The following is a 24,951-nucleotide window of genomic DNA, read 5'->3' as shown; positions in this document are numbered from 1 at the left end:
AGGTTTTGATGGCTTCTGCATTCATGGATTAGGCGGTGATCGTTGGTGTCACTGTCCGCAGCTCAAGGGTATGGTTTCGCGTGAAAATTCTAGTTACCGGCGGCGCCGGGTTCATTGGCTCGGCAGTGATTCGCCATATTATCTCCAATACCGCCGATTCTGTCGTTAACGTCGACAAACTGACTTACGCCGGTAACCTCGAGTCCTTGGCTGAAGTCAGTCAGGATTCGCGTTATGCGTTTGAGCGAGTTGATATCTGTGATCGTGATCAGGTCGACCGTGTTCTGCGTGAGCACCAACCAGATGCAATCATGCATCTGGCCGCAGAGTCCCATGTTGATCGTTCGATCTCTGGTCCGTCCGAGTTCATTCAGACCAATATCATAGGCACTTACACTCTGCTCGAAGCGGCGCGTCATTACTGGGCGGCGCTTGATGACAGCCGTAAGGCCAAATTCCGGTTTCACCACATTTCGACTGACGAAGTGTATGGCGATCTGGAAGGTCCGGAAGACCTGTTTACCGAAACCACACCGTATCAGCCAAGCTCGCCTTACTCGGCCAGTAAAGCCAGTTCCGATCATCTGGTTCGTGCCTGGGCTCGTACCTACGGTCTGCCGACGCTGGTCACCAACTGCTCGAACAACTACGGCCCTTGCCACTTCCCCGAGAAGTTGATCCCGCTGATCATCCTCAATGCTCTGGAAGGCAAGCCGCTGCCGGTCTATGGCAAAGGCAATCAGGTTCGCGACTGGCTGTTTGTCGAAGACCACGCCCGCGCACTGTATAAAGTCGTGACCGAGGGTGTTATCGGCGAGACCTACAACATCGGTGGGCACAACGAGAAACAAAACATCGAAGTGGTGAATACCCTCTGCGCACTTCTGGATGAGCTGCGTCCTGACTCCGCCCATCGTCCGCATGCAAGCCTGATCACCTATGTACAGGATCGCCCGGGCCATGATCAGCGCTACGCGATCGATGCCAGCAAGATCCAGCGCGAGTTGGGCTGGACCCCAGAGGAAACCTTCGAGACGGGTATTCGCAAGACTGTCGAGTGGTACCTCAGCAACTCTGAATGGGTTGCTCATGTGAAGAGCGGCAGTTACCAGCAGTGGATCGACCAAAACTACACCGGTCGTTCGGATAAGGCATGAAGATTCTCCTGCTGGGAAAAAACGGCCAGGTCGGCTGGGAGCTGCAGCGCTCCCTTGCACCGCTAGGGGAATTGGTTGCCCTCGATCGGCACCTAGTCGATGGTTTGAGTGGTGATCTGTCTGACCTCGATGCACTGCGCGCCACGATCCGCAAAGTAAGGCCCGACGTTATCGTCAACGCTGCGGCCTACACGGCGGTCGATAAAGCCGAGTCCGAAACCGAACTGGCTGACCGTGTAAACAGTGAGGCCAGTCGAGTCATGGCGCAGGAGGCCGCATCCCTGGATGCCTGGCTGATTCACTATTCGACCGATTACGTATTCAGCGGCGAAGGCTCGACGCCTTGGCAAGAGTCGGATGCTGTCGCTCCGGTGAACCATTACGGCGCCAGCAAGCTGGCAGGTGAGCAGGCAATTGCAGCCTCGGGCTGTAAGCATCTGATCTTTCGTACCAGTTGGGTCTATGGCGCTCGTGGCAACAACTTTGCCAAAACCATGTTACGCCTGGCCAAGGATCGTGAATCACTGGGCGTCATTGCCGATCAGGTAGGTGCCCCGACGGGTGCGGATCTCATTGCTGATGTTACTGCTCTGGCGATCCAGCAGGTCGTGCATCGCCCGGCACTTTCGGGCATCTACCATCTGGCGGCTGCCGGCGAAGTGTCATGGCACGGATACGCGAGCCTGGTGATCAGTTTTGCCAAAGCCCATGGTGAACAGCTTGCTGTCACGGCAGTCAATCCGATTGATACCACTGCCTATCCAACTCCGGCGCGCCGCCCGTTGAATTCACGTTTGAAAACACAGAAGCTGCGCGACAATTTTTCTCTACACTTGCCGGATTGGCAAAGTGGTGTAACCCGAATGCTTAGGGAAGTTCTGAATAAATGACCACGACAAATCGTAAAGGCATCATTCTCGCCGGTGGCTCGGGCACGCGCCTGCACCCGTTGACCCTTGGCGTCTCGAAGCAGATGTTGCCGATCTACGACAAGCCGATGATCTTTTATCCGCTGTCGGTTTTGATGCTGGCTGGGATGCGCGAAATTCTGATTATTTCCACCCCGGAAGATTTGCCTTGTTTCCGCAAGTTGCTGGGCGACGGCAGCGTTTATGGCATCAAGCTCAGTTACGCCGAGCAGCCGAGCCCAGATGGTCTGGCGCAAGCCTTTATCATCGGCGAAGAGTTCATTGGTAAGGATCCGTGCTGTCTGATCTTGGGTGACAACATCTTCTACGGTCAGCACTTCTCCGACAATCTGCGCGCAGCGACTGTACAGGAGCAAGGTGCCACGGTATTTGGCTACCACGTTTCCGATCCCGAACGTTTCGGCGTGGTTGAGTTCGATGCCACGGGCCGGGCGCTAAGCATTGAAGAGAAGCCGCTGAAGCCGAAGTCCAACTATGCGGTGACCGGGTTGTATTTCTATGACAACCAAGTGGTCGATATTGCCAAGAGCATCAAGCCTTCACCACGCGGCGAACTGGAAATCACTGATGTCAATCAGGCTTACCTGGCGCAGAAGTCGTTGAATGTTGAAATGCTTGGGCGTGGATTCGCCTGGCTCGATACCGGCACCCACGATTCCCTGCTGGAAGCCAGTCACTTCGTGCACACCATTGAGCAGCGTCAAGGCTTGAAAGTCGCATGCCTGGAAGAAATCGCCTTCAATAACGGCTGGATTGACGCCAAGCAGTTGGCAAAACAGGCCGAAAGCCTTAAGAAAACCGGCTATGGACAGTATTTGCAGAAACTCCTTGATTCCAGCACTCGCTGAAACCCGTTGTCTCGCTCACTTTGTCAGAACCGTGCAAGCAGGAATGGAATGCCAGTAACAACTCCTCAGGTTGCGGTTTTGCTGGCTGCCTACAACGGAATGCAGTGGATCGAAGAGCAATTGGCTTCGATCCTCGGACAATCGATGGTGCAGGTCACCGTTCATATCAGTGTTGATGCCTCCACCGATGGTACGGAAGCTTGGTGCACGGATTTTGCAGCCAGGCATTCGAATGTCTTCCTTTTGCCCTCGGGTACTCGCTTCGGCGGAGCATCGCGCAACTTTTTTCGCCTGATCCGCGATGTCGATTTGCAGGCCTATGATTACGTCTCCTTTGCCGATCAGGACGATGTCTGGCATCAGGACAAACTGCAGCGCGCGATCACTTCTATTCGCGAGCGGGGAGTCGATGCGTGTTCCAGTAACGTGACTGCGTTCTGGGAGTGCGGCAGGACTCAACTGCTGAACAAGGCGCAACCGCAGACAAGCTGGGATTTCCTGTTTGAGGCTGCTGGCCCCGGCTGTACCTACGTGCTGAGTAGGGCTTTGGTGCAAGCGATGAAACAGTCGATGTTGGCTCAATGGGGAAACCTGCAAAATGTCAGCCTGCACGATTGGTACTGTTATGCCTTCGCTCGCAGCCATGGTTTTCGTTGGTATATCGATCCGCGCCCTTCGATGGATTATCGGCAGCACGAAAGTAATCAGGTCGGGGCGAACACAGGCCTCAGCCCGATGATTGCCCGCTATAAAACCATTCACGATGGCTGGTGGTTTAACCAGGTGGCGTTAATCGCGCGTCTGACGGGGCAGGCTGGTGATCCCTTCGTCGGGTCCTGGCTTGCGTTGCGTCGCTGGCAATTGATCAAACTTTCGTTTTCCGCTTGGCGCTGTCGGCGCCGAGTCAGAGATCGTGTCTTGTTTTTCCTGATCTGCTGGGCGACTGCCTTTGTCGGGAAGTCTGCCCAATGAATGTGCCAAAAGTATGGATCACCGGGGCGAGCGGTTTTGTCGGTGAGGCGCTGGTCTTGCGTTTGCTGCTTGGGCGAAAGTTTGCACCTGTAGCTGCTGTACGGAGCGCCACTCGACTTCTGGGATTGTGTCCTGTTGCCCGTTTTGAATTGGGAACAAACTCGGCCTTGCAGTTGGCTGGCGTGCAGATTGTCGTGCACGCGGCGGCCCGGGTGCATGTCATGCGCGAGACGGCGCAGGACGCTCTGGCCGAATTTCGTCGTGTGAATGTCGACGGCACATTGCAGTTGGCTCGCTCGGCTGCACAGGTCGGGGTCAAGCGCTTCGTTTTCATCAGCTCAATTAAGGTCAATGGCGAAAGCACGCCTTTCGGGCGTCCTTTTACGGCGCATGACGTACCGGCACCACAAGATCCTTACGGGATCTCCAAGCACGAAGCGGAGCAGGCGCTGCGCTTGCTTGGCAGTGAAACAGGCATGGAAATCGTGATTATTCGCCCGCCGCTGGTTTATGGGCCGGGCGTAAAGGCCAACTTTCTTAGCCTGCTCAAATGGCTGGAAAAAGGTGTGGTGTTGCCGTTGGGCGCCATTCGCAACCAGCGCAGCATGGTCGCAATCGGCAACCTCGTCGATTTGATCGAAACCTGTCTGGAACATCCGGCAGCGGCAGGGCAAACCTTTCTGGTCAGCGACGGCGATGATCTGTCGACACCTCGCTTGCTGCGTCGTTTGGCCTCGGCGCTGGGGAAAAAAGCGCGGTTGCTGCCCGTTCCTTCGAAACTGCTGCTGATCTGTGCGGCTGTTGCCGGTAAGCGCGCGGTGGCTCAGCGAGTCTGTGAGTCGTTGCAGGTCGATATCAGCAAAAACCGCGAAGTGCTGGGTTGGGTTCCTCCGATTGATGTAGACACCGCCATGCGTCGTACCGCAGGCCATTTTCTGGATACGCAAAAATCATGATTGCTGGTGGGTTGCTTCTTACCGTTTTTCTGTTGTCCTGGGCTTTGACTTGGGGGGGGCGTCACTACGCGCTCTCCAAAAGCTTGATGGATATTCCCAATGAGCGCAGTTCGCACTCGGTGCCAACGCCTCGCGGTGGCGGTGTGGCGATCGTTATCGGTTTTTTGTTGGCCCTGCCTGTTTTGGGTTGGCTTGGGCTGATGGATCGCTCTGCACTGTTCGCGCTGTCTGGCAGCGGAATGTTGGTGGCGCTGATCGGATTTGCCGATGATCACGGGCACATCGCCGCGAGATGGCGTCTGCTGGGGCATTTCGCTGCGGCCATTTGGGCGTTGTTCTGGTTGGATGGGCTGGCCCCGATTGCCCTGTTCAATGGCACCCTTGATCTTGGCTGGCTGGGTCATGCGCTTGCGGCGGTGTATCTGGTATGGATGCTCAATCTTTATAATTTTATGGACGGCATTGACGGGTTGGCGAGCGCTGAAGCTCTCTGTGCCTGCCTGGGCATCACGCTGATTTACTTGTTGGTGCGTCAGATTGAGCCTGTCTGGGGCGTGTTGGCGCTGAGTGCTGCGGTTGGCGGTTTCCTTTGCTGGAACTATCCCCCGGCACGAATCTTCATGGGTGACGCCGGCAGCGGTTTTCTGGGTATTGCGTTGGGCATTCTGTCGCTGGACGCGGCGACCCATTCACCAAAGCTGTTGTGGAGTTGGGTCATTCTCCTTGGCGCGTTTGTGGTTGATGCAACGTGGACACTGTGCCGGCGACTGCTCAACGGTGAAAAGGTCTATCAGGCCCATCGCAGTCACGCTTATCAGTACGCATCGCGACAATTCAAAAGCCACAAGGCTGTCACGCTCGCGGTGGTCGGTTTGAATCTTTTCTGGTTATTGCCTTGGGCCGCCGTGGTTGCCTTGGGCGTTGTACCGGGAGTCGTCGGACTGATCGTCGCTTATGTTCCGTTGCTCTGGCTGGCCGCGAGGTTCAAGGCCGGTACCCGGGAAGCGCCGCCAATCCCTTGAGGCTTGGCCAAGCGTGGGAGGCGGTATCGGATAATGCTATGATTCGCGACCCCGCGCGCGCGTTACGCGTCGGGAGCGAAGTTGTCGGGCATCGTGAATGTCGATGTCTGAATCCGCATCCGGTGTCTTTCGTAGCAACCCGGTCAATTTTATTGTGATCAGTTCAATCAGCGTTGGAGCGCTATTACATGCAGCATAGGGATAACAATTTAAACCTGCTTCGGCTGATTGCTGCGCTGATGGTTCTTTACGCTCACTCGTTTGCTTTTTATGGCAATCCACCAGCCGGCTTCCTGGGATTGACCTCCTATGGAGGGCTAGGTATCGATATCTTCTTCATCATCAGCGGTTATCTGATCGTCAAGAGCTGGGATTTCACTCCCTCAGCTGCCAACTTTCTGATCAAGCGGTCCTTGAGGATTTTTCCAGCGCTGATCGTGGTTGTTCTGATCTGTATGTTTATTCTTGGGCCGATGTTTACGACTTTGACGGTAAGCGATTACTTTGCGCATCCGCAATTCTGGCCTTATCTGAAAAATATCATCTTGAGCCCGGTGTTCTATCTGCCCGGTGTGCTTGAGCATGCCAGGGTGGCCAACGCTGTCAACGGTTCGTTGTGGAGCCTGCCCGTCGAATTCTTTATGTACCTTGTGGTCATTGGGCTGGGGCTGCTCTTTCGGAGTGGGCGCTGGGTCTATGCCGCCGCGGCGGCATTTTTCGCTCTGACGGTGATTTTCTGGTGTTGGCGCGATGCTCCTGTGACGGTTGTTTATGGCACTGATGTGCGACAAATTTTCCTTACAGGCATCTACTTCATGATTGGCGCCTGCTTCGCGAAATGGCGGCTCGAACGCTGGTTCAGTCTGTCGGGTGTTTGCGTATTGATTGTCGCAACTATCCTGGTGGTTCCATACGCACCGATTTCCAAAGTAGTGTTGTGGTTCACCTTGCCTTATGTCGTTCTTGCCTACGGTCTGTCCAGTAGTCGCTTGGGGCGTTGGATCAATCGTGTCGGTGACTGTTCCTACGGTGTTTACATCTATGCCTTTCCGGTGCAGCAGTTTGTTCTGCTCAAGTTTCCGGAAATCTCGTACCCGGTATACCTGTTCGTCACGATTGCTATCACGCTGGTGCTCGGATATGCGTCCTGGCATCTGGTCGAAAAACGTGTGCTGAAGTACAAACCCAAGGATAAGTCCAAGGCTCAGGCTAGCATCGAAGAAGCCAAACCAGTGTTTGTGTCTGAAGCTAGTGAACGTCTCAAGTCGATGAGCCCGGATCGTTAAATGGAATTCATGATGTCGTGCGGTGGTTTTAAAGCGGTGGTGAATGTGGTTGTGATTTTTGGAGATATGCGATGAGTTGGCTCAGGGGAATGCTGGCGGATCGCAGGATTCTGTTGAGTCTGGTTTCAAATGATCTTCGAGCCCGTTATTTGACCAACTATCTTGGTTTTCTGTGGGTCTTTATCCAGCCTTGCGCAACCACATTGATTTTATGGTTCGTATTTCAGTTCGGCTTCAAAGCGGCGCCTCACGGGGACTTTCCCTTCGTTCTGTGGCTGGTTTGTGGGCTGGTGCCGTGGTTCTTCACGGTTGAGGCACTTAACTCAGGCTGCACGGCGGTCAAGGAAAACAGCTTTTTGGTGAAGAAGATCGTCTTCAAGGTTTCCTTGTTGCCACTGGTCAAGCTCACCTCGGCTGTACTCGTTCACGTGTTCTTTGTGTTCATTCTCCTGCTGTTGTTCGTCATCTATGGCTACGAACCGAACCTTTACTGGTTGCAGGTTGGTTATTACATCGCATGCCTGTTCATGTTGTTGCTCGCGATTGCCTGGATTACCAGTTCGGTGGTGATCTTCTTTCCCGATCTGAGTCAATTGGTGAGCATGGCCACACAGTTCGGTTTCTGGCTGACCCCGGTGTTCTGGGACATTGATGCAATCCACGGCCGTGCGGCTTCCTACCTGCGTCTGAACCCGTTTACCTACATTGTCGAGGGATTCAGGGATTCGCTGATTCGCGGAATCTGGTTCTGGGAACGCCCCACGCAAACCCTGATCTTTTGGGGAGTATTGATAGTCCTCGCGCTGGTGGGCTGGCGCACATTCAAAAAACTGAGACCCCACTTTGCGGATGTTTTGTAATGAATGCAGTGAATGAGAGCGCAATCAGCGTCCGTAATGTCAGCAAGGTGTATCGGCTTTACAACAAGCCGGTTGACAGGCTGGTCGAAGCTCTTTCGCTATTCGGCAAGCACCGGCACCATGATTTTCACGCGCTGACGGATGTTTCCTTCTCTGTTGAGAAAGGCCAGACAGTGGGGATTCTGGGCAAGAACGGTGCCGGCAAAAGCACCCTGCTGAAAATCCTCACCGGGGTACTGACGCCATCCAGTGGCGAGGTCACCGTCGTGGGTCGGGTCGCCTCATTGTTGGAGTTGGGTGCCGGCTTCAACCCGGATTACACCGGTGTGGAAAATATCTATTTCCAGGGTTCCCTGATGGGGTACTCCCATGCCGAAATGCAAACCCGTATTGCGGCCATCCTCGAGTTCGCAGACATCGGCGATTTTGTCAATCAGCCGGTTCGGATGTACAGCAGCGGGATGTTTGCGCGTCTGGCGTTTTCCGTGGCAATCAACGTCGAGCCTGACGTTCTGATCGTGGACGAAGCGTTGAGCGTGGGCGATGCCGGGTTTCAGCTCAAGTGCATGCTCAAGATGAAACACATGCAGGAGCGCGGCACCACGATCCTGTTCGTCTCTCACGATACCCAATCGGTTATTCGCTTTTGCCAAGCGGTCATCGTGATGCAGAACGGCCAGATCATCGACTACAGCACCGATGTTCTGACCGCGACCAAAAATTACGAAAAAAAGGTCCGTAACAGCAGTGCCGCGGCGGCGCCAGCAGTAGAGGAACTGCACGTCGACATGTCTTATGAGACGGAACTCGGTGACATCTCGGAAGTTCGATTCGGTTCCGGCGCAGCGAAGATCAATGCCGTGGATTTTTACAGTGCCGACGGCACGCAGACCAATCACTTCGAACCGACCGAAGACGTCAATATGCATTGCTACGTCCAGTCCGCCTCGGCGCTCAAGGAAGTGGTCATGGGGTACTCGTTACGCGACGCCAAAGGTGTCGACGTGGCAGGGGATAACACGTTACTGGCCGGGTGCAAGTTCGATCTTGATGCTGGCGCCTACAAAATCAGCTTTTCCTTCCCGCTCAATGTCGCTCCAGGCGAATATTTCCTGTTTATCGGAATGGCCAGTCTGGACGGCGAGCGCGTTGAACTGGATCAACGTTGGCCAATGCGAAAAATCAGCGTATCGGGCGGGCGTCAGATCGTGGGAGTCGCTTATTGCCCGTCTACAGTCAACGTTGTAAAGGTTGCTTGAATCATGCTTAAGATCGGTAATGCGGTTGTTGCAGACACAGTCAGATTTCACGTTGACGACACGGCTGAATGCGTCATCGAGGACGGTGTCCAGTTGCGCGACAACGTCGTCATCGAGTGCGGTGCCGGCGGCTACCTGAGCATCGCCTCGGGTACGGTCGTCAATTACGGAACGTGGATCAACGGTAGTGGCAAGGTCACCATCGGCAAAGATGTGTTGATCGCTCCCAATGTCTCCATCACCTCATCGACTCATCGTTATGACTTGCATGTGCCCATCAAGGATCAGGGATTACGCTTGGCAAACGTGAGCATTGGTGACGACGTCTGGATCGGCGCCAACGCATCGGTGTTGGCCGGCTCTGACGTCGGTCGGGGCTCAATCATTGCCGCGAACTCGGTGGTGAAATTCAGCGTGCCGGCGCAAAGCATTGCGGCGGGGGATCCGGCTGTCAAAGTGGCTTCACGCAAATACAAACACGTGGTTTTTTACACCTTGCCGTTGGTTTTGCGCGAGCGTCCTACGCTGTTCAGCAGCATTGTTGATGTGTATCTGCCGTTGGCCAACAAGTTCGCTGACGAAGGCTGGGAGTGTTTTTTTGTCGGCTCCGACGAACTGAAAAGCGAGTATCCCGACTTCAGGCATACTTGGATCAGCCCGGCTACTTACGAATGTGAATATCCGCAACCTGGCAATCCAGGCTGGTTGAACGACTGGAAGCGCTTGCTCAACGGAGAGCCCCTGGCGTTTCATGACCGGTTTGTTGCGTCCCTGATCGATAATGTTGACCCTGATCTGGTGTTCTGCTGGAACCATGATGGCAGTCTCGAGACGGCCTGTGCGTCGAAGGATATTCCGCTGATCTTCAATGAGTTGGGCATGTTGCGCGCGCCTAATCCCATGGCTTATTACTCGGACGTCCGTGGCGTGAATGTGCGCAGCGGCTTCAGCGCCGAGTTTGCCGAGTATCAGCAACAGTCAGCCGGTCTGCCGACAGAGGTCGCGAAGGCAAGACTTGCGCAAATGGAAGAGAGTTACCACTTCAAAGGTGTCAACCGAACCCCGACTGTGCTGATCCTGCTCCAGGTACAGGATGACTCCAACATCATCATGGGATCGCCTTTCGCCAGCATGTCCGAGTATGTCAAGCATGTGCTCGCTGCCGTCGAAGGCGGGTCCTTCACAGTCATCGTCAAACCTCATCCTCTGGATGAAGTGCCGGATCTTCCCGAGCACGTTCAGGTGGCAGGCAAGGAAGACAGCATTGCCGATCTGATCGCTGGCGCCGATGTGGTGTTCACCCTCAATTCCTCGGCCGGTTTCGAAGCGGCGCTGGCAGGTAAGACCGTCTATGCACTGGGCAAGGCGCCTTTCTGGGGTACAGGGCTGACCATTGATGTCGAGCAACCGCACGATCTTGACGCGTTGTGGCAAGCGCATGGTGCGGTAACGCCATGCTCGGCGGAGTTGCGCGCGCAGGTTCTGGATTTTGCACAGTCGCGCTACTTCTTGAGCGAGGCGCAGTTCAGCGAGCCTTCGGCGCACCTTGCCCGATTGGCACGCACGACGCCCGTTGATCCCCTGAGAAACGGCTTTGATCCGGATCTGGAAAGTTACCGCCAGCAGTCCTATATCGCTTGGCTGGAAGGAAAAGTTCAGGAGGCCCAGGATGAGTTGACATCAATCAATGACATCTTTTTGGCCTCGAGAAACGAGTTGTCAACTGTTAGGGAAGAGCTGCTTTTGACCAAGGATCAACTTTCGGATGTGAACGACAAATTCACAGCAGTGTTGGACGACAGGTATCTGCAAGATAATGATGAGTTGGTGCAGATTCAAAACCGCCTGCTAGTGGAGCAGGAGCAACTGAATCTCGAGATAGCCGCACTCAAGCAAGATCTGCAAAACGTCTATGCCTCGAAATCCTGGCGCATGACCCGACCTGTGCGCTGGGGAATGCGGGTGCTGTTTCGTGGCTACTGGAAGCTTCGTAGCCTCTTCACGAACCCGCGTGCCGTGCTGCGGCCGATTTATCAGAAGCTGCCATTTCTGATCGGTATGCGCATGCGCCTGCGGCATTTGGTGACTGCGGCGCGAGCCCAAGTGATGCGCGCCATCAATTCCCGGAACAACCTCAAGGCTCTACAGAGCATCGCCGATCGGCGTTTTGGTTACGCGCCGAGTGCACCGGTGTTCGACGTGCAGCCAGTCGTCGATGTTTCGATTGTGACCTACAACAGCAGTAAGTGGGCCGATGGGTTCTTTGCTTCTTTGAAAGCGCAAGATTATCCGCTGCACAAACTTAACCTGTGCTTTGTCGACAATGGCTCCAGGGATAGCACTGTTGAGGATCTGCAGCGCTGGAAAACTCAGATGGACGCCGAACTGGCAGGTTTTGAGATCATCCAGGGCGAGAACGTCGGTTTTGGTCTGGGCCATGACAGGGCGATAAAGACCGGGCATTCGGAATTCGTGTTGATCAGCAACATCGACATTGTCTTCGCACGTGACTCGATCTCCCGAGTGGTGGCAGCGGCTCATGCGGATACTTCGGGTGCTTTTGCCTCATGGGAATTGCGCCAGGCGCCGTATGAACATCCGAAATATTATGATCCGGTAACCCAGGAAACCAACTGGTCTTCCCATGCATGCATTCTGGTTCGACGTTCCGCTTACGCCAAAGTAGGTGGTTATGAACATGAAATCTTCATGTACGGCGAAGACGTCGAGTTGTCCTACCGGTTCCGTTCCTATGGTTATCAGTTGAAATACTGCCCGTCTGCGGTGGTGTATCACTACACCTATGAACACGAAAACCATGTCAAGCCGATCCAGTTTACCGGCAGCACGCTGGCGAATGCCTACCTCCGCCTGCGTTACGGGAGCTTTAGCGACAAATTAGGTGCACTCATACTGCAAACGGCCCTGTTGTTCCGGCCCGAAGTGTATGCGGGTGCTCGCCGAGACCTGATCGGCAACATGGGCAAGATACTGCGCAAGGCACCTCACTTTCTGTCGGGCAAGGGCTCCAGCATAGAGGCGGCTTATCCTTTCCGTGGTTTTGATTACGAGATGATCCGTGACGGTGCGTTCTGGAGCGTAGGCGAGCCGCTGGCTGAAGCGCCATTGGTGACGATTGTCACCCGTACCTACCGCAACCGGAACGAATTCCTGCGCCAGGCGATCATGTCTGTCCTGAATCAGACTTATCCGAATGTGGAACTGGTGGTCGTGGAGGATGGCGGCGAAACCATGAAAGATCTGGTAGCTGAGTTCCAGTCCCCGGAAGGTCGCCAGATCCGCTTTTACGGAATGGACAAGGTGGGGCGCTCGGTGACGGGCAACTATGGTCTTGAAATGGCCAAGGGCACCTATTGCATGTTCTTGGACGACGATGATCTGTTGTTCTCCGATCACGTCGAAGTGCTGGTCGCGGCATTGGCGAAAAACCGTGAATCGGTAGCGGCTTATTCGCTGGCCATGGAAGTCGGGACAAACACTAAAGAGGATGGCCGTTACACAGAGGTCACCCATGAAACGCCGTCGTACTACAAGCACGAGTATGACTACGATATTCTGCTGGATCACAATTTCATCCCGATCCAGTCACTGCTCTTTCAACGTGCTCTGTACTTGCAACGGGGCGGTTTTGAGACGGATATGAGCAATCTGGAAGACTGGAACCTGTGGCTCAGATACGGTTATGGCAATACGTTTACGTATGTGGCCAAGACCACGTCTCTGTTCCGTACTCCGGCTGATCCAAATGTCCGTCTGGGGCGGCACAAGTTGTTGCACGAGGCTTACAACATGGCCAAGGACAGGGCGGCAAAATCCTGCGAAAGTTACAGCCCGTTGAACTGAAAGCTGATCGCAAATTGATCATCGACGGAAAGAGAGCCATTTCAATATGGCTCTTTTTTTCGGGGGGCTTCATGGACGAACGGGTTTTAAGCGGTAGCCTCGATTAGCGGTTTTTTTGGGATTTACCGGGGTTAGAAGCCGGGCCGGTTCGTCGGAACATCGTATTCATTGTCGTAACCACGCCCAAGCTATACCGGTTAGGTTTAAAGTGTGGGGGACGAAGGTAAAATTCGTCCGGATCTTGTTGCCCGCTGAAGGGAGTTCTCGTAGGTGCTAGATATCAATATGGGCAGGATGAGGCTGTTTTTGCTGGGGCTGCCGCGCCGGCAAAAAAGAATGCTGCAAGTTATCACGGACATCGTCCTTGTTTGGGCTGCCTTGTGGATGGCTTTTGTGGTGCGACTGGGTGTGGACGAAATGGTCAACCCCTTCAAAGTTCATCTGTGGCTGTTTGTCTGCGCACCTTGCGTCGCCATCCCCCTGTTCGTGCGTTTTGGCATGTATCGTGCGGTCATGCGCTATTTCGGCAATGACGCCCTAGTTGCGATCATCAAGGCTGTCAGTCTTTCGTCTCTGGTATTGGCGCTGGTTGTCTATTGGTACAGCAATCACGAAGCCGTCGTACCGCGTTCGATCATTTTCAATTACTGGTGGTTGAGTCTCGTCATTATTGGCGGTTTGCGCCTTTGCATGCGTCAGTACTTCATGGGCGACTGGTTCACTGCAGCGCAACATGTTCCCTTCACCAGTCGCGACGACGGTTTGACCAAAGTAGCGATCTATGGCGCCGGCGTGGCTGGCAATCAACTGGTGGCGGCGCTGCGCATGGGACGCGTGATGCGTCCGGTTGCCTTCATCGATGACGACCCGGGGATTTCGGATCGCTCGATATCCGGCCTTCAGGTTTATAAGCCTAAACATATTCAGCAAATGATCGATGTGACAGGCGCGCAGGAAATCCTTCTCGCATTGCCATCGTCGACCCGTGCCCGGCGCCGGGAAATTCTCAATTTGCTTGAAGGGTTTCCGCTGCATGTTCGCAGTGTTCCGAACTTTACCGATCTAGCCAGCGGACGGGTCCGGGTGGAAGACATCCAGGAGGTCGATATTGCCGACTTGCTGGGGCGTGACTCGGTTCCGGCTCAACCTGACCTGCTGGCCCGGTGTATCAAGGGCCGGGTAGTGATGGTGACTGGCGCTGGCGGGTCCATCGGCTCGGAGTTGTGCCGGCAGATTTTTGCCCTGGGTCCGACCACGCTGATTCTGTTCGAACATAGCGAGTTCAATCTCTACAGCATTCTTTCGGAGCTTGAGCAGCGCGGTAATAGGGAGTCGGTATCAGTGCGGCTGTTGCCGATTCTCGGATCAATCCGCCATCAGGATAAACTCCTTGATGTGATGAAAACATGGAAAGTCGAGACTGTTTATCATGCGGCAGCTTACAAACACGTGCCGATGGTAGAGCACAACATTGCCGAGGGCGTGCTGAATAATGTAATTGGTACACTCAACACTGCTCAGGCTGCCCTGCAGTCTGGTGTTTCAAATTTTGTGCTGATTTCTACTGATAAAGCCGTTCGTCCAACAAACATCATGGGCAGTACCAAGCGTCTTGCGGAATTGACGTTGCAAGCTCTGAGTCGCGAACTTGCCCCAGTTCTGTTCGGTGACAAGGCAAATGTTTCCCGAGTCAATAAAACCCGTTTCACCATGGTTCGTTTCGGTAACGTTTTAGGTTCGTCCGGTTCGGTGATTCCGTTGTTTCACAGCCAGATCAAGTCCGGCGGGCCGCTAACGGTCACTCATCCCAAGATAACCCGCTACTTCATGACCATTCCCGAAGCGGCACAGTTGGTCATTCAGGCAGGTTCTATGGGGCAGGGCGGTGATGTGTTCGTCCTCGACATGGGCGAGCCGGTGAAGATCGTAGAACTGGCAGAGAAAATGATTCATCTCTCGGGGTTGAGTATTCGTTCGGAGCGTAATCCGCAAGGTGACATTTCCATCGAGTTCACCGGCTTGCGTCCTGGCGAAAAGCTCTACGAAGAGTTGCTGATAGGCGACAATGTTGCTGCGACTCCGCATCCGATGATCATGACGGCCAATGAGGATCACCTGGCTTGGGACGTCTTGAAGTCACGGCTGGTTGAGTTGCTCGCGGCCGTCGAAACTGATGACTACTCCCGAGTCCGCCAACTCCTCCGAGAAACCGTCAGCGGCTACACCCCCGACGGCGAGATCGTTGACTGGATCTACCAGCAACGCCGTCTCGAACCCTGATTGTTTCACATTCTGTAACGTACGCATCTTTGACATGTGTTCCTCGTGACCTACTTTTGAGGAGCAGCTTCGGAAAAGCTGCTTTCTCAAATGATGATGGAGCGTCACTTTATGCGTACCGGTTACTTCTACTCGCTGATTTTTGCCCTGCTTACCAGCGCCTCTATTTTGGCGGTTGCCGCGCCGGCTGAAAGGCCGGAAATGCCTAAGACGCCGATCGTGATGGACGCGGCGGCATCTTCCCAGAGCGCAAAAATCGATCTCAATGAAGCCGACTCGGCGACGCTGCAAAAAGAACTTGCGGGAGTCGGCGAGGCCAAGGCCAAGGCGATTGTTACATATCGCGAAACAAATGGGCCGTTCGCGTCAGTGGATGAGTTGTTGGAAGTGAAGGGGATCGGCAAGGCGATTCTGGATCGCAATCGCGAGAAGCTGGAAGTGAACTAAGCTGATTGTTCAACGCCAAGGGGCCGGTCATTGACCGGCCTTTTTGTTTTTCTGTTCGCGGGTTTGGCAGGGAAGGCGAAGGGGACGCTCGTCGGATAGCAAAAAATTACGGCTATCATATTAGTATTGGATTATGCCTATAATAATTTCCGTGCGATCTGCATCATCAAGATCCGGATGGCGATCCCTCAAGCATCTCAGGAGTACTGTCATGAATTCTGTAGCAACCCAAGGTACGGCTCTGGTCACTGGCGCTTCGTCCGGTATCGGTGCGATTTACGCTGAGCGGTTGGCAGCGCGCGGGTTCGATTTGTTGTTGGTCGCCCGTGATCTGGAGCGGCTGGAGAGTGCCGCGAGCGAATTGCGCGAGGCGCATGGCGTTCAGGTGGAGGTGATGAAGGCGGATCTGACGCAAAAGGATGATGTGCTCAAACTTGAGCAGCGCCTGCGCAGTGATTCAAGCATCACCCTTTTGGTCAACAACGCTGGTGTTGCTGCCGACGGTCTTTTGGCCAATGCCGATCTGGATAAGCTGGAGCGTTTGATCCAGCTCAATATCACCACGGTCACCCGACTGGCCTCCGCCGCTGCCGCAAGTTTTGCCAAGGCAGGTCGCGGCACGATCATCAACATCGCCTCGGTGGTGGCGTTGTTCCCGGAACGTTTCAACGCCACTTACAGCGCCAGCAAGGCTTACGTGTTGAGCCTGACCCAATCGCTGAATGCCGAACTCGACGGTACCGGGGTCAAGGTGCAAGCGGTACTGCCCGGCGTTACCCGCACGGAAATCTGGGAACGCTCGGGTATTGACGCCAGCGGCATCCCGGCAGAAATGGTGATGGAGGCCGGCGAAATGGTCGATGCCGCGCTGGCAGGTCTGGATCAGGGCGAACTCATCACCATCCCTTCGTTGCCGGATGCGGGCGAATGGCAGGCGTTTGTGGCCGCGCGTCATGTGATGGCACCGAACCTGTCGCGCAGTTCGGCAGCGAGTCGTTACAAGTAAGCTTTTCTGAATCGGTCAGAGGTACACGCGGTATGAATCAGCGTCGAGTAGTCGTCACGGGCATGGGCCTGGTTTCACCTTTGGGCAGCGGAGTCGAAGTTGTCTGGCAGCGCCTGCTGGCCGGGCGTTCGGGATTGCGCAGCTTGCCAGAAGCGGTTGTCGCTGATTTGCCGGCAAAAATCGGTGGGGCTGTGCCGTCTCTGGAGGATGACGCCGAGGCCGGGTTCGATCCGGATCGCGCCACGCCCCCCAAGGAACAGAAGAAGATGGACCGCTTCATCATGTTCGCCATGGAGGCTGCACGGCAGGCATTGGAGCAGGCCGGTTGGCATCCGGCGGAGGAAAAGGATCAGGAGCGCACCGCGACCATTATCGGTTCCGGTGTCGGCGGATTCGGTGCCATTGCCGACGCGGTACGCACAACCGACAGTCGTGGCCCGCGCCGGCTGTCGCCGTTCACCATTCCTTCCTTTCTGGTCAATCTGGCTGCGGGTCATGTATCGATCCAGCATGGTTTGAAAGGTCCATTGGGCGCTCCGGTGACAGCGTGCGCCGCCGGAGTTCAAGCGATTGGTGACGCCGCTCGATTGATCCGAGCCGGTGAGGCCGATATTGCCGTTTGCGGTGGGGCAGAGGCGGCGATTGATCGGGTCAGCCTTGCGGGTTTCGCAGCGGCGCGGGCGTTGTCCAGTGGCTATAACGACACACCTGAACGCGCCTCACGTCCATTTGATAGCGGTCGTGATGGTTTTGTCATGGGTGAGGGGGCCGGACTGCTGGTGATCGAGTCTCTGGAACACGCCTTGGCTCGCGGTGCGAAACCCTTGGCCGAACTGGTCGGTTACGGCACGACTGCCGATGCTTATCATCTGACGGCCGGGCCTGAAGATGGCAGTGGTGCGCGGAGGGCGATGGCGTTGGCAATGGCTCAGGCTGGCGTCACGCCCGATCAGATCCAGCATCTGAACGCTCACGCTACCTCCACGCCGGTCGGCGATCTAGGCGAGTTGGCAGCAATCAAAGCGCTGTTCGGTGTGCAGAATAAAATCGCCGTGACCTCGACCAAATCCGCCACGGGCCATTTGCTGGGCGCTGCGGGCGGGCTTGAAGCGATCTTCACGCTGTTGGCCATTCGTGATCAAGTGGTACCGCCAACCCTCAACTTCGACAATCCCGATCCTGCCAGCGAAGGGGTCGACATCGTCCATGGTCAGGCGCGCTCGATGCCGATCGAGTATGCATTGTCCAACGGGTTTGGCTTTGGTGGGGTGAATGCGAGCGTGCTGTTCAAACGCTGGCAGGGCTAATGTCGTCGGGAAACCAATGAAAAAGGTGGCTGGACCTCTGCGTCCATCAAACCGGCAGACAGGTTCAGTGCAGAGCTGAAAAACCAACCCCGCCGATTCAGGCGGGGTTTTTCGTTCATCGGTCCTGCGCGTCCTTGATGTCCGCTTCGGCATTGCGCTGCGCAACACGTTTACGCTCTTCATCGGTCAGTTCGACCTTGTTGGCGGTGTCGCGCAACATCATCAATCCGCCAACGATCGAGCCGATTGCAACCACCAGAATCAACCAGGCATACCAAGGCATAACGGCTCTCCTTAAGGGCAGATCGACGGGCGAGGATTTCGCCGTGCGATGCTGCATACCACATTGGAGCGAAGCGACTTCGCAGTGGTTCCATTCTAGGCCTGTTATGCCCGGTGTACCCGAAGTCCCTTAATGCCCGGTCAACATCGCATCGGCCGGTGCGTTGGCCCGCAACTGTCCGGTGAGCAGGAAGTAGCCGAAACCCACCGCCATAAAGCCGAGGAAAATCAGTCCGATCAGCGCGTTGAACCACGCCATGGCCACCAGGCACACCACCGCGAGCACCAGTGCGATCATTGGCACCAGCGGATAGCATGGCGCGCGAAAGGTGCGCTCCAGATTCGGCTCGGATTTACGCAACTTGAACAGGCTAAGCATGCTCATGATGTACATCACGATGGCGCCGAACACGGCCATGGTGATCATCGCCGCCGTGAGGGTCATGCCGCCGAGGTTGATCAGGCCATCGCTGTAGATCGCGGCGATGCCAATGATGCCGCCGACAATGATGGCGCGGTGCGGGGTCTGGAAACGCGACAGTTTGGCTAGTGAAGCAGGCAGATAACCGGCGCGGGCGAGGGCGAAGAACTGGCGCGAATAGCCAAGAATGATCCCGTGGAAACTCGCCACCAACCCGAACAGGCCAATCCACACCAGCATGTGCAGCCAGCCTGAATTGTCGCCGACCACGGCTTTCATCGCTTGCGGCAGCGGATCGTTGATATTCGCCAAAGTGCGCCAGTCACCCACGCCACCCGCGAAGAACATCACGCCCATGGCCAATAACACCAGGGTCAGAATGCCGCTGATGTAGGCCTTTGGAATCGTGCGTTTCGGATCCTTGGCTTCTTCGGCCGCCATGGCGGCACCTTCAATGGCGAGGAAGAACCAGATCGCGAACGGGATGGCAGCGAACATGCCGGCAATCGCGGGCGCACCAAAAACATCCGAGCCGGCCCAGCCATTGAGCGCGAAATTACTGAAGCTGAACGCTGGCGCGACCACGCCCATGAACACCAGCAATTCGGCCACTGCCAGTACACAAACAATCAGCTCGAACGTTGCCGCCAGTTTCACGCCGAGAATGTTCAGGCCCATAAACACAATGTACGCACCGACCGCCGCGTGTTTCGGATCAAGTCCGGGAAACTGCACATTCAAATAAGCGCCAATGGCCAGCGCAATTGCCGGCGGCGCGAAGACGAATTCGATCAGCGTCGCCAGCCCAGCGATCAATCCACCTTTTTCGCCGAAGGCACGGCGGCTATAGGCAAACGGTCCGCCCGCGTGGGGAATCGCAGTGGTCAGTTCGGTGAAGCTGAAGATGAAGCAGGTGTACATGGTGGCGACCATGAACGAGGTCACCAGAAAGCCCAGTGTCCCGGCGACGCCCCAGCCATAACTCCAGCCGAAATACTCGCCGGAAATCACCAGCCCGACGGCGATGCCCCACAGGTGCAAGGTGCCCAGCGTGGGTTTGAGTTGTGTGTTCATACGCATGCTCCCTGAACGGTTTGTAAAGCTCGGGGGAGGGTGTGTGCAGTGGGCGTGCCAGTCTTTGAGAACAGGTCGTAATGGGCTGAAAGCTGTCGTATCGGGGATGTTCGCTGCTCGATGGGCGCATTTTTGTGCGCCAGTTGGGTGCGATGGTGGCTGTGCTGCCGTCTTCGCGAGCAAGCCCGCTCCCACAGGGGGGCGCGAAGGGGCCGGCCCTGCTGGTGCAAAAACCTCCTGTAACGCCCGCATAAACCCACTCTTTACGCTTTCTTTATGCCCAGCCAACCCCCTCGCTCTCGTTCCTTTACAGCCTCCTTTCCGACAATGCCTGCACACACGGCAATACGCCGTAACACGGAGATCTTCCATGAGCGTTCTGGACGGGGTGTCACTGTTTTTGGCAGTGGGGCTGTTCACTTATCTGTTGGTTGCGCTGTTGCGCGCGGATCGAAACTAGGAGCGGCTATGCACAGTTATGACTATTGGCTGATCCTCGCGTTTTTCGCGGTGGTCTTGCTGCCGGCGCCGTTTCTCGGGCGCTTCTACTACAAAGTGATGGAAGGCCAGCGCACCTGGTTGACGCCGATTCTTGGCCCGGTCGAGCGCGGCTGTTTTCGCGTGGCCGGGGTCGATCCGCAGGATGAACAGAGCTGGCAGAAGTACGCGCTGGCGCTGCTGGCGTTCAACCTGGCCGGTTTCCTTGTGCTGTTCTCGCTCCTGTTGTTCCAGGATCATCTGCCGCTGAACCCGCAGAACCTGCCGGGCATGGAATGGACGCAAGCGTTCAACACCGCGGTCAGTTTCATGACCAATACCAACTGGCAGTCCTACAGCGGCGAAGCGTCTCTGAGCTACCTGAGTCAGATGGTTGGCCTGACCGTGCAGAACTTCGTCAGCGCCGCGACCGGCCTGGCCGTGCTGGTGGCGCTGTGCCGTGGTATCGGTCGCAAGTCGGCGAAAACCCTCGGCAACTTCTGGGTCGACATGACCCGCGCCACCCTCTACGGCCTGCTGCCGCTGTGCCTGCTGCTGGCACTGTTTCTGGTCTGGCAGGGCGTGCCGCAGACCTTCGCGCATTATGTGAATGCGGTGACGATGCAGGGCGTTGATCAAGTGATCCCGCTCGGCCCGGCCGCCAGCCAGATTGCGATCAAGCAACTGGGCACCAACGGTGGCGGTTTCTTCGGCGTCAACTCGGCGCACCCGTTCGAGAACCCGAGCGCCTGGAGCAACTTGTTCGAGGTGTCTTCGATCATTTTGATTCCGGCAGCGCTGGTCTTTACCTTCGGCCACTACGTCAAAGACCTGCGTCAGAGCCGCGCGATCATCGCCTGCATGCTCGCTCTGTTTCTGATCGGCGGCGCGACTTCGCTGTGGGCCGAGTACCAACCCAATCCTGCGCTGAACAACGTCGCCGTCGAACAGACCGCACCACTGGAAGGCAAGGAAGCGCGCTTTGGCACCACCGCCACGGTGCTGTGGTCGGTAACCACCACCGCCGCGTCCAACGGTTCGGTCAACGGTATGCATGACAGCCTCAGTCCGCTCAGCGGCATGGTTGCGCTGGTCAACATGATGGTCGGCGAAGTGATCTTCGGCGGTGTCGGTGCGGGTCTCTACGGCATGTTGCTCAACGTGCTGATCGCGGTGTTCCTCGCCGGCCTGATGATCGGGCGCACGCCGGAATACCTGGGCAAGAAACTCCAGGCGCGCGAAGTGCAGTTGTTGGTGGTCACGTTGCTGGTGATGCCGATTGGCGTGCTCGTGCTCGGTGCGATTGCCGCGAGCCTGCCAGGTCCGGTGGCCGCAGTGACGAACCCGGGGCCACACGGTTTCAGCCAGTTGCTCTACGCCTACACCTCGGCCAGCGCGAACAACGGTTCGGCGTTCGCAGGCTTCGGTGCCAACACCCCGTATCACAACCTGATGCTGGGCTTTGGCATGTTGCTCGGCCGCTTCGGTTACATCCTCCCGGTGCTGGCACTGGCTGGCAGCCTGGCGATGAAGAAGACCGCACCGATTAGCCAGAACAGCTTCCCGACTCATGGCCCGCTGTTCGTGACCCTGTTGACCGTGACCATTTTGCTGGTGGGCGGCCTGACCTTCTTGCCGACCCTCGCATTGGGCCCAATCGCCGAACATTTGAACATGGCTGCCTTTGGTATAGGGAGCTGAGGAGTCAATGATGAATATGCCCGCAATCAAACCCGTTGCCGTCAAAGCACCGGAACAAGCGAAAACCGCGATCTCGGCCCTGTGGCGCCCGGCGCTGGTGCAAGCTTTCGTCAAGCTCGACCCTCGGCAGTTGGCGCGTTCGCCGGTGATGCTGGTGGTCGAACTGACCGCCATTTTCACCACCGTGCTGTGCTTCATTCCAGACAGTCAGGTGCCGACCTTCGTTGCCGCGCAGATCGCCCTGTGGCTGTGGTTCACCGTGCTGTTCGCCAACTTCGCCGAAGCCTTGGCTGAAGGTCGCGGCAAGGCCCGCGCCGACAGCCTCAAGGCCGGCAGCGAAGGCCTCAGCGCCCGGCGCAAACAGGCCGATGGCAGCTTTCAGGTCGTCCCGGCCACCAGCCTGCGCAAAGGCGATGTGGTGCGCGTCGATGCGGGGGAGATGATCCCCGGCGACGGCGAAGTCATCGAAGGGATCGCCGCGGTCAACGAAGCGGCAATTACCGGTGAATCGGCCCCGGTGATTCGCGAGTCCGGCGGCGACCGCTCAGCCGTCACCGGCAACACTCGCCTGGTGTCCGACTGGCTGCTGGTGGAGATCACCGCCAACCCCGGTGAATCGACCCTCGACCGCATGATCGCACTGGTCGAAGGCGCCAAGCGCCAGAAGACGCCGAACGAAGTGGCGTTGGACATCCTGCTGATCGGCCTCACCCTGATCTTCCTGTTGGTGGTGGTGACCCTGCAGCCGTTCGCTCACTTCGCCCACGGCAGCCTGCCACTGGTGTTCCTGGTGGCGCTGCTGGTCACATTGATTCCGACCACCATCGGCGGTTTGCTCTCGGCCATCGGTATCGCCGGGATGGATCGTCTGGTGCGGTTGAACGTGATCGCCAAGTCTGGCCGTGCAGTCGAAGCGGCAGGCGATGTGCATGTGCTGCTGCTCGACAAGACCGGCACCATCACCTTCGGTAACCGTCGTTGCAGCGCGGTGTATGCAGCGCCAGGCGTCAGTGCTCGCGATCTGGCTGAGGGCGCTTTGTTTGCCTCGCTGGCGGACGAAACCGCCGAAGGCAAGTCCATCGTTGAGTACCTGCGTGGTCTGCATCCGCAGCCTGAGCCGGCGCCGGAAACCCTGACCGCCGTGCCGTTCAGCGCCGAAACCCGCTTGTCCGGTGTCGATTATCAGGGCCGCGTGTATCGCAAAGGTGCGGTCGATTCGCTGCTGAGTTTCCTCGGGCAACCACGCGCCGATCTGGCCCCGGCCCTGTCGCGGGAAATCGACAGGATCGCCCAGAGCGGCGGCACGCCGTTGCTGGTCTGTGTCGACGGCAAATTGCTTGGCGCGATTCATCTCAAGGACGTGGTCAAGCCAGGCATTCGCGAGCGCTTTGCCGAGTTGCGCAAACTGGGGATTCGCACGGTGATGGTCACCGGTGACAACCCGTTGACCGCTGCGGCCATCGCCGCTGAAGCGGGCGTTGATGACGTGCTCGCCGAAGCCACCCCGGAGAAGAAACTCGCACGTATCCGCCTTGAGCAGAACGACGGTCGTCTGGTCGCGATGTGCGGCGACGGCGCCAACGACGCCCCGGCGCTGGCCCAGGCTGACGTCGGCATGGCGATGAACGACGGCACGCAAGCCGCACGCGAAGCAGCCAACATGGTCGATCTCGACAGCGACCCGACCAAGCTCTTGGACGTGGTGCAGATCGGCAAGGAATTGCTGGTGACACGCGGTGCGCTGACGACCTTTTCCATCGCCAATGACGTGGCCAAGTACTTCGCGATCCTGCCGGCGCTGTTCGCCTCGATCTACCCGCAACTGGGCGTGCTGAACATCATGCACCTGACCAGTCCGCAGAGCGCGATTCTGTCGGCCATTGTGTTTAACGCCTTGATCATTGTGGTGCTGATTCCGCTGGCCTTGCGTGGCGTTCGCGTGCAGGCGGCGAGTGCGGCGGCGTTGCTGCGGCGCAATCTGTTGATCTATGGATTGGGCGGGATTGTGGTGCCGTTCGTGGCGATCAAAGCCATCGACATGCTGTTGACGGCGCTGCATCTGGTTTGACCCCTTGGCCAGCAGGCAGGCTCCCGCCTATGCGATGCATTCCCTGTGGGAGCCCGCCCGCTGGCGATGAGGTCAACGTGTTCCACCTGACTTAACGCGGTATCTGCTGTTTGAATTCGAGGAATTTGAAATGTCCACAATGATACGTCCGGCCCTGAGCCTGCTGGTGCTGATGACCCTGGTCACTGGCGTTGCCTATCCACTGGTGGTGACCGGTGTCGCGCACGTTGCCTTCCCCGATCAGGCCAACGGCAGTCTGGTGCACGATGCCGATGGCAAGGTGCGCGGCTCGTCACTGATCGCCCAGGATTTCGTCGGTGATGCCTGGTTCCATCCACGTCCTTCGGCGGGCGCGTTTGCGACCGTGTCCAGCAGCGCCAGCAACCTCGCGCCGAGCAATCCGGCGCTGGCCACGCGGGTGATCGACGACGCCAACAAACTGCAAGTTCCAGGGCAAGGCCCGGTGCCGCTGGCGCTGCTGACCACCTCCGGCAGCGGCCTCGATCCGCACTTGCCACCGGCGGCAATTGCCTATCAACTGGCGCGTGTCGCGGCAGCCCGCAACCTGCCGGTAGTGACCGTGCAGCAACTGCTCGATGCGCACATCGAACAGCCGCTGGTGGGGCCGCCGGTGGTGAACGTGCTGGAACTGAACATGGCGCTGGAAAAACTCTGAACCGGCGGCGCGGCCATTCGCGAGCAGGCCACAACTGGCAACACATAAACATCTGACTG

Annotated in this window: 20 protein-coding genes; 18 read left to right on the top strand and 2 right to left on the bottom strand. The window is 56.8% G+C overall.

The window, feature by feature from the left end:
- The first annotated feature begins 80 nt into the window (after positions 1 to 80).
- From rfbB to fabF, 14 genes are all read left to right on the top strand, one after another.
- A complete protein-coding gene (gene rfbB / locus AACY18_RS10540) occupies positions 81 to 1,157 on the top strand; it encodes a dTDP-glucose 4,6-dehydratase (RefSeq protein ID WP_339431151.1) in 1,077 nt (358 codons plus the stop codon).
- A complete protein-coding gene (gene rfbD, locus AACY18_RS10535) occupies positions 1,154 to 2,047 on the top strand; it encodes a dTDP-4-dehydrorhamnose reductase (RefSeq protein WP_339431152.1) in 894 nt (297 codons plus the stop codon). Before rfbB ends, rfbD begins: the two co-directional genes overlap by 4 nt.
- On the top strand, positions 2,044 to 2,934 hold the full coding sequence (gene rfbA / locus AACY18_RS10530) for a glucose-1-phosphate thymidylyltransferase RfbA (protein WP_339431153.1): 891 nt from the start codon (positions 2,044 to 2,046) through the stop codon (positions 2,932 to 2,934). The genes rfbD and rfbA overlap by 4 nt, the downstream gene beginning before the upstream one ends.
- Positions 2,935 to 2,982: 48 nt before the next feature.
- On the top strand, positions 2,983 to 3,906 hold the full coding sequence (locus tag AACY18_RS10525) for a glycosyltransferase (protein WP_339431154.1): 924 nt from the start codon (positions 2,983 to 2,985) through the stop codon (positions 3,904 to 3,906).
- A complete protein-coding gene (locus tag AACY18_RS10520) occupies positions 3,903 to 4,862 on the top strand; it encodes a UDP-glucose 4-epimerase family protein (RefSeq protein ID WP_339431155.1) in 960 nt (319 codons plus the stop codon). Before AACY18_RS10525 ends, AACY18_RS10520 begins: the two co-directional genes overlap by 4 nt.
- Positions 4,859 to 5,884 (top strand): MraY family glycosyltransferase, encoded by a 1,026-nt coding sequence (locus AACY18_RS10515; protein ID WP_339431156.1) that lies wholly within the window; start codon positions 4,859 to 4,861, stop codon positions 5,882 to 5,884. Before AACY18_RS10520 ends, AACY18_RS10515 begins: the two co-directional genes overlap by 4 nt.
- Before the next feature lie 188 nt (positions 5,885 to 6,072).
- Entirely contained in the window at positions 6,073 to 7,170 is a 1,098-nt protein-coding gene (locus AACY18_RS10510) for an acyltransferase family protein (RefSeq protein ID WP_339431157.1), read from the top strand.
- Positions 7,171 to 7,259: 89 nt separating this feature from the next.
- Positions 7,260 to 8,030: an ABC transporter permease gene (locus AACY18_RS10505; RefSeq protein ID WP_339431158.1), complete on the top strand. Its 771-nt coding sequence runs from the start codon at positions 7,260 to 7,262 to the stop codon at positions 8,028 to 8,030.
- Positions 8,030 to 9,289, top strand: a complete 1,260-nt coding sequence (locus AACY18_RS10500) for an ABC transporter ATP-binding protein (protein WP_339431159.1) — start codon at positions 8,030 to 8,032, stop codon at positions 9,287 to 9,289. The genes AACY18_RS10505 and AACY18_RS10500 overlap by 1 nt, the downstream gene beginning before the upstream one ends.
- Positions 9,290 to 9,292: 3 nt before the next feature.
- On the top strand, positions 9,293 to 13,153 hold the full coding sequence (locus tag AACY18_RS10495; protein ID WP_339431160.1) for a glycosyltransferase: 3,861 nt from the start codon (positions 9,293 to 9,295) through the stop codon (positions 13,151 to 13,153).
- A 285-nt stretch (positions 13,154 to 13,438) separates the two neighbouring features.
- Entirely contained in the window at positions 13,439 to 15,433 is a 1,995-nt protein-coding gene (locus AACY18_RS10490; RefSeq protein ID WP_339431271.1) for a polysaccharide biosynthesis protein, read from the top strand.
- A 111-nt stretch (positions 15,434 to 15,544) separates the two neighbouring features.
- A complete protein-coding gene (locus tag AACY18_RS10485; protein WP_339431161.1) occupies positions 15,545 to 15,880 on the top strand; it encodes a ComEA family DNA-binding protein in 336 nt (111 codons plus the stop codon).
- A 211-nt stretch (positions 15,881 to 16,091) separates the two neighbouring features.
- On the top strand, positions 16,092 to 16,886 hold the full coding sequence (locus AACY18_RS10480; protein ID WP_339464819.1) for an SDR family NAD(P)-dependent oxidoreductase: 795 nt from the start codon (positions 16,092 to 16,094) through the stop codon (positions 16,884 to 16,886).
- Between the two features lie 32 nt (positions 16,887 to 16,918).
- Positions 16,919 to 18,193, top strand: coding sequence for a beta-ketoacyl-ACP synthase II (gene fabF / locus AACY18_RS10475; protein ID WP_339431163.1), 1,275 nt, complete (start codon positions 16,919 to 16,921; stop codon positions 18,191 to 18,193).
- 115 nt (positions 18,194 to 18,308) lie between these two features.
- On the opposite strand, the gene AACY18_RS10470 is transcribed toward fabF, so the two are convergent.
- Positions 18,309 to 18,476, bottom strand: coding sequence for a DUF2897 family protein (locus AACY18_RS10470; RefSeq protein WP_003226857.1), 168 nt, complete (start codon positions 18,474 to 18,476; stop codon positions 18,309 to 18,311).
- 129 nt (positions 18,477 to 18,605) lie between these two features.
- A complete protein-coding gene (eat, locus tag AACY18_RS10465; protein WP_339464818.1) occupies positions 18,606 to 19,970 on the bottom strand; it encodes an ethanolamine permease in 1,365 nt (454 codons plus the stop codon).
- Positions 19,971 to 20,340: 370 nt separating this feature from the next.
- On the opposite strand from eat, the gene kdpF reads away from it, so the two are divergent.
- The 4 genes from kdpF (at position 20,341) to kdpC (ending at position 24,892) form a co-directional block, all read left to right on the top strand.
- Positions 20,341 to 20,430, top strand: a complete 90-nt coding sequence (gene kdpF / locus AACY18_RS10460) for a K(+)-transporting ATPase subunit F (protein WP_221729235.1) — start codon at positions 20,341 to 20,343, stop codon at positions 20,428 to 20,430.
- 8 nt (positions 20,431 to 20,438) lie between these two features.
- Positions 20,439 to 22,148, top strand: coding sequence for a potassium-transporting ATPase subunit KdpA (kdpA, locus tag AACY18_RS10455; protein WP_339464817.1), 1,710 nt, complete (start codon positions 20,439 to 20,441; stop codon positions 22,146 to 22,148).
- Positions 22,149 to 22,158: 10 nt separating this feature from the next.
- A complete protein-coding gene (gene kdpB, locus AACY18_RS10450; protein ID WP_339464815.1) occupies positions 22,159 to 24,216 on the top strand; it encodes a potassium-transporting ATPase subunit KdpB in 2,058 nt (685 codons plus the stop codon).
- Between the two features lie 130 nt (positions 24,217 to 24,346).
- A complete protein-coding gene (gene kdpC, locus AACY18_RS10445) occupies positions 24,347 to 24,892 on the top strand; it encodes a potassium-transporting ATPase subunit KdpC (RefSeq protein ID WP_339431167.1) in 546 nt (181 codons plus the stop codon).
- The last annotated feature ends 59 nt before the right edge of the window (positions 24,893 to 24,951 follow it).

It is taken from the genome of Pseudomonas sp. EA_65y_Pfl2_P74, from assembly GCF_963970575.1.
In the GTDB taxonomy this organism is placed as follows: Bacteria; Pseudomonadota; Gammaproteobacteria; order Pseudomonadales; family Pseudomonadaceae; genus Aquipseudomonas; species Aquipseudomonas baetica_A.
Note: the sequence above shows the minus strand (reverse complement) of the source record. Positions and strands in the feature narration are given on the sequence as shown.